Below are 16,033 nucleotides of genomic sequence, written 5' to 3'. Positions count from 1 at the left end.
CACAGATACCCATGATCAATATGCACAAGGATTAATCGCTTGCCCGTTCATTTGGCAGATATAACGCTAGACCCACCGATCTTTCTCGCCCCTATGGCGGGGATTACAGATTTGCCGTTTCGCGATTTGGTCGCGTCTTTTGGCGCGGGGCTCGTTGTGTCCGAAATGGTGGCAAGCCATGACATGTTGAATGCCCGCCCAGGATCGCGCGAAAAAGCCGAGCTTGGGTTTGGCGTCGAAAACACAGCCGTGCAATTGGCGGGACGCGAGGCACATTGGATGGGCGAGGCCGCGAAGATGGTTGCAGCCAACGGCGCACGCATCATCGATATTAATATGGGCTGCCCTGCGAAAAAAGTTGTGAGCGGCTATTCGGGTTCCGCGTTGATGCGCGATCTGGATCACGCACTGACCTTGATCGAATCTGTCGTGGCGGCTGTCGATGTGCCTGTGACATTGAAAACGCGCTTGGGCTGGGATGACGCATTGCTCAACGCGCCTGAATTGGCCCGACGCGCAGAAGCCGCTGGCATTCAAATGATCACCATTCACGGGCGCACACGCTGTCAGATGTATAAAGGATCAGCCGATTGGGCTGCGATCCGTGCCGTAAAAAACGCTGTGAGTATTCCTGTGATCGCTAATGGTGATATCACCTCGACCGATAAGGCCAAAGACGCATTGGATCAATCTGGCGCGGATGGCGTGATGATCGGACGGGGAGCGCAGGGGCGGCCTTGGATTTTGGCGCAAGTTGCGGCGCATATTATGGGCGCACCAAAACCTGTTGAGCCTGATGGACACGCATTCGCCGACATGGTTGCCGGTCATTTTGAGGCAGGCCTGTCGTTTTATGGTGTCGAGATTGGTGGGCGTGTGATGCGCAAACATCTGGGTTGGTACATGGATACAGCCAACACGCCGAATGCATTACGAAAAGAAATTTTGACCCTCAAAGACCCGCGCAAAGTGTTTGATCACTTGCCGAACGCTTTGTCTGAGAAAGGGAGAGCCGCATGAGCGCGACCTCATTTGAAACACTATGGCCGTCCTTGCCAGTGCCATCGATCATTGTGTCGGATGACGATAAAATCTGTGAAGTAAATTCTGCTGCCGAAGGATTTCTCAACGCCTCAGCCAAATCGATGCGCGGCGTGCCTGTGATGGACAAGCTGGCGATTGACGCACCTTTGGAAGAAGCATTCGAGCGCGTTCGTCGTGATGATGCGCCAATGTTTATCAACAATGTCGATGTCTCAGGCGGGAATGCGGCCCCTGTGCAATGTAACATTCAAATCGCGCCTTTGTCTGGAAAGACAGGTTGGGTTTTGTTGTTGATGGAGCCACGCCAAATCGCAGATCGATTGGGGCGGTCGCATTCGGTGAAATCTTCTGCACGCTCTGCTATTGGCATGGCCGAAATGCTGGCGCATGAAATTAAAAACCCGCTGGCAGGGATCACAGGGGCGGCGCAATTGTTGTCCATGGGGATTTCAGCCGAAGACCAAGAATTGACCGATCTTATTGTCGAGGAAAGCCGCCGCATCGTCGCGCTTTTGGAACAGGTCGAACAATTCGGCAACCTGCGCCCGCCGTCACGACGCGCCATCAATGTGCACGATCTGATCGACCGCGCGCGCAAGTCGGCGCAGCTATCCTATGCGGCTTCGATGAAATTTGTCGAAGAGTTTGACCCGTCATTGCCGCCCACATTCGTCGATGGCGATCAGTTTATGCAGGTGTTTTTGAACCTGTTTAAAAACGCGGCGGAAGCGTCTGACAAAAAAGAAGGTGGCGTGATCCGCATTCGGACGTTTTATGATCTGTCGCTCAGGTTGCGCCGCAAAGATGGTTCTGGCGCGGCCTTGCCTTTGCAAGTCGAAATCATCGACGATGGCCCCGGACTGCCGCCTGAAATCGCCAGCGATATTTTCGAACCCTTTGTTTCGGGGCGTGAGAACGGCACCGGACTGGGCTTGGCGCTGGTGTCAAAAATCATATCGGATCACGAAGGTTGGATTTCAGTAGAGTCTAACCCTGGAAAGACTGTGTTCCGCATTTCACTTCCCGTGGCTCCCAAAGAGCCGTCTTAGGGACGTGACTATTTCGTAATAAAAGGCTCGCGTTGCGGGCACCGTATAAAGATCGATACGGGTACTTAAGGAGAGTTTAAAATGGACGGAACAATCCTCGTCGCAGATGACGACCGCACAATTCGCACGGTGCTGACGCAGGCTTTGACGCGGGCTGGATGTAAAGTGCATGCAACCTCGTCCTTGGTGACATTGATGCGTTGGGTGGAAGAGGGCAAAGGAGATTTGGTGATCTCTGATGTGATGATGCCTGATGGCAATGGCTTGGAAGCGCTGCCTAAGATTGCCAAAGAACGTCCCGGTCTGCCGGTGATTGTTATCTCAGCACAAAATACCATCATGACAGCCATTCAAGCCGCCGAAGCTGAGGCCTTTGACTATCTGCCCAAACCTTTCGATCTGCCTGACCTGATGAAGCGGGCCGCCAAAGCGTTAGAAGTCAAACGCCGCGCCAATCCTGCGCCCTCAACCGCAAAAGCCCCCAGCGAAATCCAAGAAGATTTGCCTTTGGTTGGGCGCACGCCCGCAATGCAGACCCTGTACCGTTTGGTTGCCCGCGTGATGAACACGGATTTGCCAGTCTTGATCACTGGTGAGAGTGGCACAGGTAAATCGCTGATCGCTCGTGCTATTCACGACTTTTCCGACCGACGGTCTTTGCCGCTGGTGGTGGTCACTGCTACCGATCTGGCGACAATGGAGGGGCCGGCTGCCGTGATTTCACGCGCTAAAAATGGCTCTATTTTGTTTGATGAGGTCGGCGATTTGGACGAAGAAGCCCAAGCGCGCATTGTGCGCATGTTGGACAGCTTCACCGATCATTCGCCTCGTATTATGGCGACGTCTCAGGCCGATTTGAGCGCAAAAATGGAAAGCGGTGCCTTTCGCCAAGATCTGTTCTATCGCCTTGGCGGCGTGACCTTGTCTGTGCCAAGTCTGCGCGAACGTGTGGACGACATTCCTTTATTAGCCGAATATTTCTTTGGCAAAGCCGACAGAGATGGCATGGCCTTGCGACGCTTTACGGCAGAGGCCACCGAATTGGTGCGCGCTTACAGCTGGCCGGGCAATGTGCGCCAACTTGAAAACACCATCCGTCGCTTGATTGTCACAGCGCCAGAAGAAGAAATCACCCGTGCAGAGGTCGAGCTTGTCTTGGGCAATCAGCCTGCGATTGAACCGCTGCAAGGCGGCGGCGATGGCGAAAAACTGGCGGCCTCTGTGAACAAGCATCTGCGCCGTTATTTCGATTTGCATGGAGGTGTTTTGCCACCTCCCGGTCTATATCAGCGCATTTTGAAGGAAGTTGAGGGGCCTTTGATCGAAATCGCCTTGGATGCTGTCGGGGGAAATCAGGCTAAATGTGCTGATTTACTAGGGATCAACCGCAATACCTTGCGTAAAAAGATCAATGACCTCGATATTCAGGTGACACGCCGTCGTAAATTGATGTAAAACCGCCACACCCGTGTTGATTTGGGCGCAGTGGCAGAATCGCCACGCTTCTTGCGCTCGAAAAAATACAGGGGTGTGGGGGAATGCCTCACGGTTTTGATATCAGTGTGGGGGCAGCTTTGCGCAAGCCTATAGCGAAAACAAGCTTGAACAAGCTGATGCGTCTGCGTCGGGTGCGTCGTATCCAAAATTGGGCGACCATCGCCCTGTTTGCGCTAGGGCCTATCCTTGCTGTTGCCACATTCGTGGTTGTCGGTCCGCTTGATATTTACGCCTCGTCGACCGCTTTACGTGGCGTGCTTTTGTCAGATCTGGTCTATGTGCTGGTTGTCGCCGGATTGGTGGCCCAGCGCGTTGTGAAAATGATTGCCGCGCGGCGGGCGCATTCTGCAGGATCGCGCTTGCACCTGCGTTTGACCGGCGTCTTCGTGCTTTTGGCGCTCATCCCCACCGTGACAGTCGCTGTCTTTGCCGTTGTCTCGTTGAATTTCGGTCTTGAGGGCTGGTTTTCGGATCGTGTGCGCAATGTTGTTGGCTCATCTTTGGCTGCGGCTGAAGCCTATGAGGGCGAACACCGTGATGGTCTGGCATCCGACACCCGCAGCTTGGCCGTCTTCATCACCGAACGCCGCCGTGCCGTGACGATTTTACCTGATGGCGCGCTGCGTGAAGTGCTTAATCAAGGGCAGGGGCTGATTCAGCGCGGCTTACGCGAGGCCTATGTCATCAACGGTGACGGCGATATTAAAGCGCGCGGAGAACGGTCTTATCTGTTCGACTATGAACAACCTACGCCAGAACAATTATTGCGTGCTGAAGCGGGCGAATTGGTTTTGATTGATGACTGGGACATCAATGAAAGCCGCGCTTTGCTGCGCTTGGCAGGGTTTTCTGATCGCTATCTTTATGTCACCCGCGATGTGGATGGTGCGATTTTAAGCCTGCTGGACGAAACCCAAGAAACAGTCACGCTATACAATCAGCTTGAAAGCGAGCGAGGGCGGTTGCTGTTCGAATTTGGCCTTATTTATTTGGCCTTTGCACTTATTTTGATTTTGGCTGCCACTTGGGTTGGCTTATGGTTCGCTGAACGGCTTGCGCGCCCTGTCGGACGTCTTGTTGAAGCGTCCAATCGTGTGAAAGAGGGCGATTTGACCGCTCGCGTCTCAGAAGAGCAGGGCGATGACGAGATTGCCATTCTCGGCCGCGTGTTCAACCAAATGACCCGTGAATTGAAAGTCCAGCACGACACATTGCTGGACCGCAACGTTCAAATTGAACGTCGTCGCCGCCTGTTTGATTCTGTTTTGGGGTCTGTGACTGCCGGTGTGATTGCACTGGATTCCAAGGGCTGCATTTCATTGCTCAACCCCTCCGCCGAAGGGTTGCTCTCGGTGGTTGACAGCGATGTGATTGAGGCGCCGCTGAGCGTTGCTGTGCCAGAATTTGGACCATTGTTCCAAACCTTGCAGGATCATGGACGCGAAGTTGTGCAAGATGAAATTCGTTTGATCCGCTCTGAGGCACAAGAAAGCCTGTTGGTACGGATTGCGCGTAGGCGGGATGTTGATGGCGCGCTTGAGGGCTATGTTGTGGCCTTCGATGACGTGACTGATTTGGTCAGTGCGCAACGTATGGCGGCTTGGGCCGATGTGGCGCGGCGCATCGCACATGAGATCAAGAATCCTTTGACGCCCATTCAATTGTCGGCTGAACGGATTTTGCGCAAATTTGGCAAGGGCATGGGCGAAGAGGATCGCGAGGCGTTGGAGCAATACACCTCGGTGATTGTGCGCCAGACTGGTGATTTGCGCCGTATTGTTGATGAGTTTTCGAAATTTGCCCGCATGCCAAGCCCGGAGCGGCGCGAGCAAGATTTGGTGGAACTGGTCAACGGCGCGGTGCTGTTGCAGCGCAATGCGCAAGTTGGCGTCTCCATTGAAACCCAGATCGTGCCCGCTATGGCCGTGGCTGAAGTGGACGCCACAATGATCGGACAAGCGCTTACGAACCTGATCAAGAATGCAGGAGAAGCGATTGAAGGTCTTGGCGAACGCGGCCTGCCAATGGGGTATAGGCCAGTTATTCGCGTGGCGATGTCAGAGGATAACGGCCAAGCAATCATCACAATCACCGACAACGGTATTGGATTGCCTGAAGATCGATCTCGCCTGTTCGAACCTTACGTGACCACACGTGATAAGGGCACAGGTTTGGGATTGCCGATTGTGAAAAAGATTATCGATGAACACGGGGGAGCGCTCACGCTAAGTGATGGCGTGCCTTTGGACCCATCGGGGCGTATAGGAGCCTGCGCCACCGTAAAGTTGGATTTGTTGGTTCCTGAGATAAATCAAGTAAAAGAAAAGCTTGCAGTGTGATTGTAGAGTGGGAGTAGGGCATGTCTGATATTTTAATCGTCGACGATGAACGCGATATTCGTGAGTTGATTGGGGACATTTTGCGTGATGAAGGGTTCGAGACCCGTTTGGCCGCGAATGCAGAAGCCTGTATGGCCGAAATCGACGCAGCCGTGCCGTCATTGATGGTCTTGGACATCTGGTTGAAAGACAGTCACATGGACGGGATCGATATCCTGAAACATGTCAAACGCGAACATCCTGAGGTGCCGATCATTATCATCTCTGGCCACGGCAATATCGAGATTGCAGTCGCTGCGATCAAGCAAGGCGCGTATGATTTCATCGAAAAGCCGTTTAACATCGACCAGTTGATGGTTGTTGTTGGCCGTGCGATGGAGACCTCGCGCTTGCGCCGCGAAAACACCGCGCTCAAACGTAAAGACGGTGGCGAGGTTGATATGATCGGAGGATCGGCTGCGTTCAAACAGCTGAAATCCAATCTTGAGAAAGTCACCAAATCCAATGGCCGCGTTATGCTCACAGGGCCTGCTGGCGTTGGTAAAGAAGTGGCTGCACGGTTCATTCACACCCATTCTGATCGCGGGGGCTACCCTTTTGTCACGGTTAGCTCGGCCACGATTGAACCCGACCGGATGGAAGATGTTCTGTTTGGGCGCGAAACGCCCGAAAAAGGTGTTGAAAAAGGGTTGTTGGAACAGGCCAATGGCGGCGTTATCTATTTTGATGAAGTGGCCGATATGCCTGCGGGCACCCAATCCAAAATACTGCGGGTTTTGGTGGATCAACGGTTCACGCGTGTTGGCGGGACTGAAAAAGTCTCAGTCGATTTGCGGGTTATTTCGTCCACCAGCCGCGATTTGGCCGAAGAAATCGCTTTGGGTAATTTCCGCGAGGAACTGTTTCACCGTTTGAATGTGGTCCCGATCGAGGTGCCCGCGCTGGAAAAACGCCGCGAAGATATTCCCGTTCTGGCCGAAGCCTTTATCGAGCAGTTCAATAAATTCCAAGGCCTGCCTTTACGCAAATTGTCCAGCGATGCCACAGCGATGCTGCAAACATTGGCTTGGCCTGGCAATGTGCGTCAGTTGAAAAACGTGATCGAGCGTGTGTTGATCTTGGGCGACAGCACCGAAGACATTTCAGCGGACGAGCTGCCGGAACAAGCGGCCCAAGGCGAAGACGACGGGCGGTCTATCTTGTCACCAAGCATCGCCACCCTACCGCTGCGCGAAGCGCGTGAATTGTTTGAGCGCGAATATTTGCTGACTCAAATCAATCGCTTCGGTGGAAATATTTCACGCACAGCGACCTTTGTTGGCATGGAACGCTCTGCGTTGCACCGCAAGTTGAAATCCTTGGGTGTGGTCACTGGCAATAAATCAGGCGGTCGTGTCGCTTATGTACCTGAAGAGGTCGAATAACCCTCAGGTTCGATTGGAACGCGTTACGGGGACCGGACAAGCGTTGACCATGCGCGACAGGTGTGAGAACCAAGGCGTGAACAACAAGGGATGATGCGATGAAAGTCATCATTTGCGGCGCTGGCCAAGTCGGCTGGCAAATCGCACGCCAGCTGTCTGGCGAAAAGAACGATGTTACGGTTGTGGATAACAATCCCGACTTGGTGCGCCGTGCCACGGATACGCTGGACGTCCAAGGGATCGAGGGCTTTGCGTCTTACCCAGATGTGCTTGACAAAGCAGGGGCGCGCGATGCGGATATGATCATCGCTGCCACCCATTCGGATGAGGTTAATATGGTCACCTGTCAGGTGGCGCATTCGGTGTTCAACGTGCCGCGCAAAATCGCACGATTGCGGGCGCAATCTTATTTGACCGCGATCTATTCTGATCTGTATCGCCGTGATCACATGCCTATCGATGTGGTGATTTCACCTGAAAAAGAAGTGGCCGAAGCCGCCTTGCGTCGCCTAGCAGCACCTGCCGCCTTTGACACACAAGCGTTCTTTGGCGGCGTGGCACAGTTGATAGGGATTTCGCTCGATGAAAGCTGTCCCGTTCTCAACACCTCTTTGCGTGAATTGACCGATCTGTTTTCGACCCTGCGGGCCATCGTGGTCGGCGTGCGGCGTGAAGGCTCTTTGTTTTCGCCCGACGCCGACGATCAGCTCTATGCAGGCGACGATGTCTATTTGTTTGCCCATTCCGAGGATCTGAAACGGTCCTTGGAAATTTTCGGCAAGACCAATCGCAAACAAGAGCGCGTGGTGATTTTGGGCGGTGGCAACGTTGGTCTGGGGGTCGCTCAAGCGCTTGAGGCGCGTACTGAACGTGTACGCGCGAAGGTGATTGAGAAAAACCGCATCATAGCAGAAAAAGCCGCCGATGCCCTTGAGCGCACGATTGTGTTGCACGGGGACGCTTTGGACAACGAGGTTTTGACCGAAGCAGGTATCGCACGTGCTGATGCTGTTTTATGTGTGACCGACGATGATAAAGTGAACATGTTGTCGGCTGTGCGCGCCAAACAAGCGGGCTGTGCCATGGCGATTTGTCTAGTGAATGATCCGTCTTTGGTGCCGGTTTTGACGGCGCTCGACATTGACGCATATATCAACCCGCGTGCGACAACTGTGTCGTCGATTTTGCGCCACATCCGTCACGGCCGTGTGCGCAACGTCTATTCCATCGGCGATGGCGAAGCTGAGGTGATCGAGGCACAAGTCTTGTCAACCTCGCCTTTGTCTGGCCGTCACATTCGCGATATCGATTTCCCAGAGGGCGTTTTGATCGGGGCTGTTATGCGTGGCGACAAATACATGAAGCCTTCAGCAGAGACCCGTATCGAAGAGGGCGATGTGATTACATTATTCTCTTTGGTCGCAGATGTCCCAGAAGTGGAACGCCTTTTGCAAGTTTCGATTGATTACTTCTAATGAACCGTTTCTCGCGTATGCCGTTCTTTGTTCAACTGATGTTGATCTGCTCTGGCGCGATGATGCTGCCTGCCATTTATGGTGGGCTGGTGTCACAGTTTTTGGCCTCGCGGTCGTTCTTTTACTCCGGCATTTTATTTGGCACTTTGGCCTGTTTGGTCGCGATAGCGCGGTTTCGCGGCGAGGACACAGAAGATCGTGACACCCGCAAGGATCGAGACCGCGAAGGGCGCAACCAGCTTTTGGTGCTTTTGGCAGCCTACACTGTGCTCCCCGTGATGTTGGCCGTGCCATTCTCAGAAGCCATTCCCAACACCACCTTTTTCAACGCCTATTTTGAAATGGTGTCCGCGTTGACCACAACAGGGGCCACCGTGTTTGAAGATCCCAATCGCCTGCCGACAACGGTGCATCTTTGGATTGCAATTGTGGGCTGGCTTGGGGGATTGTTCGCTTGGGTGACGGCCATCGCCGTGCTGGCGCCACTCAATTTGGGTGGTTTCGAAGTCATTTCTGCACGTGCGCCGGCCACAGGCAATGTGGTCACATCAGGGGCCTCGCAAATAGTGCGTGTGGCTGCTGGACCTGAGCGGTTGTCGCGGTATACACAACGCCTTTTTCCCGTCTATTTAGGCCTGACTTTGGTGTTGTGGTTCGCTTTGGCGATGACGGGAGCCACGCCTTTTGTCGCACTGTGTCACGCGATGTCTACAATGGCGACCTCTGGTATTTCGCCCGTCGGCGGCTTTGTCGAAGGTCACTCTAATTTTGGCGCCGAGCTTCTCGTCTTTGCTTTTTTAAGTCTGGCCTTGTCGCGTAAAACCTTCACCGTTGATCAAGTTGGCAATGACGTAAAACCGTTGTTACGCGATTCAGAAATGAAAATCGCTTTGGTGTTACTGGTCGGTTTGCCGATTGTTTTGTTCTTGCGCCACTGGAGCGGTGCTTTGGGCGTGTCCGAGCAAAGCAATGTGATTGCCTCGTTGCAAGCTTTGTGGGGCAGCGCCTTTATGGTGATGTCATTTTTGACCACCACTGGATTTGAAAGCAGCAGTTGGGATGCCGCGCGGTTGTGGTCTGGGCTGCAAGCCCCTGGGGTATTGCTGTTCGGCTTGGCTGTGTTTGGCGGCGGTGTCGCCACCACGGCGGGCGGCGTGAAATTGTTGCGCCTGTATGCTTTGGTACGTCACGGTGAACGTGAGATTGAAAAGATGATCTCGCCGAACTCTGTTGGCGGTGCGGGCGCCACTGCGCGTCGATTGCGCCGTCAAGGTGCCTATGTGGCTTGGGTCTATTTCATGCTCTTTGCCCTGACGATTGCCGTTGTGATGATGGCGCTGTCATTGTTTGGTTTGCATTTCGAAGCCGCGGCTGTGTTCACTGTGTCCGCGCTGACGACCACTGGACCGCTTGTCTATTTTGCTGCCGAAGCTCCCCTAAGCTATGCAGACTTGGGCACGATCCCAAAAGCTATTTTGGCCGCCACTATGGTGCTGGGACGGCTTGAAATGTTGGCGATTGTTGCCTTGCTAAACCCCGAATTTTGGCGACGCTAAGCTTTGAAATCTTCATGATTTGTTCCAAGTGGACAATAATTGCGACGATTTGGGAACAGGTTAACGATTTAGGAGGGGTGAAATCTTGACATTCGGCTCAACATGTTGCGAACGTAGGCCAAAGTGCTGCCGTCAGAGAGGTAGTTCGCAACAAAAGCGCAAGAAAAAAGGCAAATAGACATGGCCGCCGATAAGCAAAACCTGCAAGACGCATTTCTAAACAATGTTCGTAAAGCTAAAGTACCAGTTACAATTTTTTTAATCAACGGTGTGAAACTTCAAGGTGTCATCACTTGGTTCGACAATTTCTGTGTACTTTTGCGCCGTGATGGCCAGTCTCAGCTTGTTTACAAACACGCCATTTCGACGATCATGCCATCAACGCCCATCAACCTGTACGACGGCGAAGAGTAAACCTTGCAAGAACATGATAAGCCGCTCACGCGGGCTTGGGTGATCCACCCAGACATTCAATCCGACCGCAATCGGCGTGATCCTGCATCGGGTCTCGCCGAAGCTGTTTCCTTGGCCGCTGCTTTGCCGTCTCTTGAGACCATCGGGGGGGAGATTGTGCGCCTGCCCAAGTTGCAACCCGGTTGGTTGTTTGGCAAAGGCAAGATCGAAGAATTGCGCCTGCGTTTGGAAAAAAACGAAATCGACCTCGTGCTTGTGGATGGGCCTGTTAGTCCAGCCCAGCAGCGCAATCTTGAAAAAGAGTGGGGCGTCAAGCTTCTGGATCGCACCGGCCTGATCCTTGAGATCTTCTCTGATCGTGCCCGCACCCGTGAGGGTGTGTTACAGGTCGAAATGGCGGCGTTAAGCTATCAGCGCACGCGTCTGGTGCGCGCTTGGACCCACTTGGAGCGTCAACGTGGTGGACTTGGTTTTGTCGGCGGTCCGGGGGAAACCCAGATCGAGGCCGACAGACGTGCCATTGATGACCACTTGAACCGGTTGCGCAAGCAGCTTGAAAAGGTTGTCAAAACCCGCGAATTGCACCGCGCCTCGCGTGCCAAAGTGCCGTTTCCGATTGTTGCCTTAGTGGGCTATACCAATGCTGGAAAATCGACTTTTTTCAATAAGGTCACGGGCGCAGATGTCTTTGTCAAAGACATGTTATTCGCCACGCTTGACCCGACCATGCGCTCCGTTGTTTTGGACGCCCCACAAGGCGGCACAGATCGCGAGATCATTCTGTCAGACACTGTGGGATTCATCTCGTCATTGCCGACACAGCTTGTGGCCTCGTTCCGTGCGACGCTTGAGGAAGTGCTCGACGCTGATTTGATCATCCACGTGCGTGATATTGCGCATGAAAAGACCCATGAGCAGGCTTTAGATGTGCGTACGATTTTGAACGATCTGGGCATCAAAGAAGATGCGCCGATGTTTGAGGTTTGGAACAAAATCGATCTGTTGGACGCTGAATCGCGTGAGGCGCGTTTGGCCCGTGCAGAAGTTGAGGACGACAAATTTGCGATCTCTGCGATTACAGGCGAGGGCGTGCCCGAACTTTTGGCTGCGATTTCGAGGTTTTTTGAAGAAGAAAAAATCCGCCGCGAATTCACGATCCCATACTCTGAGGGCAAAAAACGCGCTTGGCTGTTTGAACAGCAAATTCTGGAATCCGAAGAGGCGACAGAGAACGGCTATGAAGTCGTGGTTCTATGGACGCCTCGCCAAGAAAAAGAATATCGCGAGCTGTAAGTAGCTCGCGGATTTTTTGGGGTGGCGTTGAGAAATTGTAATGGACGTGTTTTAAAAGAAACCCGTGCACCATACATAGGCGCAGGCGCCGCCCCATAGAGCCAAAGCCAAGCCCATAATACCATGTTCCACAAACAGGTGGCCATAACTGTCCGACAGCAGTTGCGCGCCCTCTGCCGTCCAGCGGAATAGAATAAAGCGACTGGAAGATCCGATGGAACCGCCCGCGCGAATGTCATAGCCCCAATAGCCAATAAAACCAAACAGCAGACAGATGGATATGAAAGTGCTGGCATAGTATCTGAGTTTGCTCCAAGCACTGTCGAACATCGCAGTCTCTTTCGTGTAATTGGTGGCGATTTTTATAACGCATAGGTCAGCTGTCAAACATCTTCATCCGTTTGAACAACCAAATTTGCCCCGCGCAGACCACGCCCAAGATGACGCAGACAATGGCAAAGCCCCAAGGGTTTTTCGCCAAGGGAATTCCACCAACATTGACGCCCAAAAGACCCGTAAGCAACCCCAGCGGCAAGAAAATTGCCGCCACGATCGATAGCAACAACATCTGCCTGTTCATGGCTTCGGCGCGTTGATCCATGATCTGATCTTGCACGATTTGCGCGCGGTCTCGAATGGCGTCCAATTCCTCAGCCATGCGTGTTACGCGGTCTGCGGCCTCGCGGATACGGCTGCGATCTTGCGGCAAAAGCCACGAGACATCTTCGATCTCAAGCGTGGTCAGGGCATCGCGCTGCGGGAACATATAGCGCCTAAGCACCGTTGCCGTATGGCGAATATCGGCCAGCGTACGGCGCGCTTCAGACAGGGGTCCATCCGCGAGCGTGTCTTCTAAAGTGTCGATTTCTTCATTCAATGCTGCAACGATCGGTTCGGCGCGATCAGACAGGCGCAACGACAGTTTGGCGATGAAATCCCCCGGCGTCTCTGGCGCTTTGCCGCGCTCCATGGCGTCAAACATATCGGCGATGGCTTTCAATGGGCGTTTCCAAACACTGATGATACGGCCTTTTTCGACCCAAAGACGCACAGAAATCATGTCTTCTGGGTCTGCCCCGTCATTCAGATTCACGCCGCGCAGGTTGATGATGACGCCGTCCCCGTGGACCGTGCAGCGTGGGCGGGTCTCATCAGCGGTCAAAGCATCGATGACAAAATGGTCCAGATGAAACAGCGCCAACTCAGCCGCCGCGGCGTCACGATCTGTCCCGCAATACACCCATGCAAACCCAAATACGCCTGCATCAGTGGACTCTGGCGTGACAGAAAATTCTTGCAAATCAGCCGCGCGCGCGGCGCCGTGACCATCTAGGGCAAAAAGCTGCACCTTGGGTGAGGTGTGTGTCATGAGCGGTTCCAGACTTTGAAAAAGCGTGCCGGTTGGCGTTCTTTACGGATTGACGGTATCTTCGGGCAAAATATGCGTGATGCCGACCCCTGCGGCGCGGGCGAGTGTCGGGTCCAACGTCATAGGCACATATTCCCCGCGCCGCCACAGTTCGCCCAGATCATCATAGTGACGCGATAGCGGATGCCCCGATTGACCTGTTGCGGTGATAAACACAGAACTGTCGGGGTCGGCGAAGTCATACACGCCACGGTAAGCTGCCCCATGGACATTGGCAAAAGGTTGATCGCCTATGCCTGCGGTGACGCCGCGCATCAGCGTGTTGTCGCCACCCGACGTGGATTGGCGAATGTTGACGAACCATTTGACGAAGGGCACTTTGCCAAGCACGGGATGTGTGTGCTGAGCCGTGTGTGCATCGCCCCAGCGCAGCGATTCCAAGGCCGTGCCATAGGTCTCGCCAACCCAAAGCAAAGCGTCATCCAAGGCAAGGCTGGCGATATTGGCGCAGGTTTCTGTGGCGGCCGATTGCAAGACATCACACCAAACTGAGGCCCCGCCAATATCGCGGTAAACGCGCTCGATAAACAAAGGTTCGATATGGGTATAGGCATGAGCAAGCGGGCCAAGCTCGTCGCGGATCAGGCGATCTTGGAGCGCACGCATCCACGCGTAATAGATCAAGGGTTCGGGCAAATGTTCGTTCATTTCGCCGTTCCATTCTGCCAAGAGGCTCAAGGCGCGTTGGCGTTGGCGTTCTGGCGTGCCCTCAGGCGCAGCTTCGCCGGTGAACCATAAATCCGCAGCGACCAGTGGCAATAAAGAGCGCGCAGAATAAGACACGATGTCGTTTTGCGCCTCAATAAAGCTTTCGCGGGTATGGACTTCGCGGTTTTGCATCAAACGTTTCCAGCGTTCGATGCGCTGCGTGTCGCCCCAGTGAAAACTCAAATGATCAGGAAAGGCCGCGTCGGTGGTTTTGTTATTTGTATTGCCAATGATCCCGCCAGAGGTCGGAGAGAACAACGGCAGATCGTCATAGGGACGAAACCCTTGCCATTGGTTGGTCGCGACCCATCCTTGTGACGGAATGCGGCCTTGGCTTTGGTGCGACACATCCCGAATGGGTGCACGGCCAATGGTTTTTTGCGCGATGTGATCGGGGTCGGCTAATGCCAGATTGAGAGCTGGTGCGACAAAGCCACGACCCGCTTCGATCCCTTGGGTCACGGTGTCTGATTGCATCAATTGCATCAAGGCAGACAGTGAGGTGTCGTCATGGGCCAAAGGCGTCCATGACACTGACACGACATAGCCATTCGGAGTGATCGTGTTCAGATCAAAGGCCGTCTGTGGCAGCACCGGTCCGTTGTCTGTCCATTGTAGCGTCAAGGTTTCGGGCGCTTGGTCTTTGATCCGCAAAATCGATTGTTTGCTGATCATCTTTTTGTAACCCTGAGGCGTCATAACTTCGTTTGGTGCGCTCGGGTTCACCTGTTCGATGAACAGATCAGCGTCATCGGTATAGGCCGAAGTGATGCCCCATGACAGCGCCTCTTTGCGCCCAGCCACAACAAAGGGAATGCCAGGAATGGTCGCGCCGATGACACCGCCTGTTTGCAATTCAACACGGGCCAAATACCATGCGCCGGGGGCGCTGAACCCAAGATGCGGATCATTGGCCATCAAAGATGCGCCAGAGGCTGCACGGTCTGGGGAAGCCGCCCAGACGTTTGATGCGCCGCCAAGAGGGGATGCATTGAACCCTGCCATGGCGTAATCAACGCCCGCTTCAGGCGTAAATGGTGACACATCGGGGAAAAGGCTGGCAAAATTGTCCAGCAGTGCCGTTGGCGCACCGGGGGCATCGGGCAAGATGTCTTTGACGCGCTCAGCCGGCAGCATCAAAGACGTGCGCGCACGCAGAACTTCGGTAGGAATATGATCCGACAACCGAAGCGCCACAAGTTTCAACAAAGCGATGGAATCCTCGGGACGCCAATATGATATTTCAGATGGAAACAGGAAAAATTCAGGTGCGCCGCGCCCCATCGCGCCTTTGTTCACTTCGCCGATCCACGCATTCACGCCACGCGCGTAGGCTGTGAGTGCGGCTGTGGTTTCTGGCGTTTGCAGGGGCGCAGAGGCTATGGCCGCGTCATAAACCCCTAAGCGACGCATCAAAATATCGGTGTTTTTTGTCCGCTCGCCAAAAACTTCGGACAGTTTGCCCTGGGCTGTGCGGCGCAACAACATCATCTGAAACAAACGGTCTTGGGCATGGGCAAAGCCAAGACCGTAAAATACATCCGCGTCGTTTTCGCCAAAGATATGCGGTACATTGGCAGTGTCGCGGGCAATTTCGATTGGCCCCGTGATGCCGCTGACCTGATATGGGGCGCTGTAATCGGGCAGGGACCGCGACCCGAGATAATAGGCCATATATCCGCCGAGCAGGGCCAGAATAGTGACGCCTGTGACGATGCGAAAAAGCCATTTGAAGAAAAGTGCCATGGGCTGTGCAGACCTGCTTATTGTGAACGCGGCGGTCCTGTGGTTTAGGACTCGTGACG

At 54.0% G+C, this 16,033-nt stretch carries 12 protein-coding genes; 9 read left to right on the top strand and 3 right to left on the bottom strand.

The features are described 5' to 3' along the window. Positions 1-93: 93 nt before the first annotated feature. From dusB to hflX, 9 genes are all read left to right on the top strand, one after another. Positions 94-1,020 carry a tRNA dihydrouridine synthase DusB gene (gene dusB, locus KO503_RS02505; protein WP_436836503.1) on the top strand — a complete coding sequence of 309 codons (927 nt, stop codon included), beginning with the start codon at positions 94-96 and terminating at the stop codon, positions 1,018-1,020. Next, entirely contained in the window at positions 1,017-2,093 is a 1,077-nt protein-coding gene (locus KO503_RS02500) for a two-component system sensor histidine kinase NtrB (RefSeq protein WP_215990021.1), read from the top strand. The genes dusB and KO503_RS02500 overlap by 4 nt, the downstream gene beginning before the upstream one ends. An 81-nt stretch (positions 2,094-2,174) precedes the next feature. Further along, positions 2,175-3,548: a response regulator gene (locus KO503_RS02495; protein ID WP_215990020.1), complete on the top strand. Its 1,374-nt coding sequence runs from the start codon at positions 2,175-2,177 to the stop codon at positions 3,546-3,548. 158 nt (positions 3,549-3,706) lie between these two features. Beyond that, positions 3,707-5,929, top strand: a complete 2,223-nt coding sequence (locus KO503_RS02490) for a sensor histidine kinase NtrY-like (RefSeq protein WP_215990082.1) — start codon at positions 3,707-3,709, stop codon at positions 5,927-5,929. Positions 5,930-5,949: 20 nt separating this feature from the next. Next, positions 5,950-7,353 carry a nitrogen assimilation response regulator NtrX gene (gene ntrX, locus KO503_RS02485; RefSeq protein ID WP_215990019.1) on the top strand — a complete coding sequence of 468 codons (1,404 nt, stop codon included), beginning with the start codon at positions 5,950-5,952 and terminating at the stop codon, positions 7,351-7,353. Between the two features lie 98 nt (positions 7,354-7,451). Continuing rightward, positions 7,452-8,828, top strand: a complete 1,377-nt coding sequence (gene trkA / locus KO503_RS02480; protein WP_215990018.1) for a Trk system potassium transporter TrkA — start codon at positions 7,452-7,454, stop codon at positions 8,826-8,828. Beyond that, positions 8,828-10,384, top strand: coding sequence for a TrkH family potassium uptake protein (locus KO503_RS02475; RefSeq protein ID WP_215990017.1), 1,557 nt, complete (start codon positions 8,828-8,830; stop codon positions 10,382-10,384). The genes trkA and KO503_RS02475 overlap by 1 nt, the downstream gene beginning before the upstream one ends. Positions 10,385-10,564: 180 nt before the next feature. After that, positions 10,565-10,798 (top strand): RNA chaperone Hfq, encoded by a 234-nt coding sequence (gene hfq, locus KO503_RS02470; protein ID WP_215990016.1) that lies wholly within the window; start codon positions 10,565-10,567, stop codon positions 10,796-10,798. 3 nt (positions 10,799-10,801) lie between these two features. Continuing rightward, complete coding sequence (gene hflX / locus KO503_RS02465) at positions 10,802-12,091, top strand: GTPase HflX (RefSeq protein ID WP_215990015.1); 1,290 nt, start codon at positions 10,802-10,804, stop codon at positions 12,089-12,091. A gap of 51 nt (positions 12,092-12,142) precedes the next feature. On the opposite strand, the gene KO503_RS02460 is transcribed toward hflX, so the two are convergent. From KO503_RS02460 to KO503_RS02450, 3 genes are read right to left on the bottom strand one after another with little or no spacing between them, the layout of a single operon-like run. Then, a complete protein-coding gene (locus tag KO503_RS02460) occupies positions 12,143-12,421 on the bottom strand; it encodes a hypothetical protein (RefSeq protein WP_215990014.1) in 279 nt (92 codons plus the stop codon). Between the two features lie 46 nt (positions 12,422-12,467). Beyond that, complete coding sequence (locus KO503_RS02455; RefSeq protein WP_215990013.1) at positions 12,468-13,460, bottom strand: zinc transporter ZntB; 993 nt, start codon at positions 13,458-13,460, stop codon at positions 12,468-12,470. Positions 13,461-13,502: 42 nt separating this feature from the next. Next, a complete protein-coding gene (locus KO503_RS02450; RefSeq protein ID WP_215990012.1) occupies positions 13,503-15,974 on the bottom strand; it encodes a penicillin acylase family protein in 2,472 nt (823 codons plus the stop codon). Between the last annotated feature and the right edge of the window lie 59 nt (positions 15,975-16,033).

Source organism: Pacificibacter marinus (genome assembly GCF_018860505.1).
GTDB classification, from domain to species: domain Bacteria; phylum Pseudomonadota; class Alphaproteobacteria; order Rhodobacterales; family Rhodobacteraceae; genus Celeribacter; species Celeribacter marinus_B.
The sequence above is the reverse complement of the archived record's forward strand: the minus strand, read 5'-3'. Positions and strand labels throughout refer to the sequence as shown.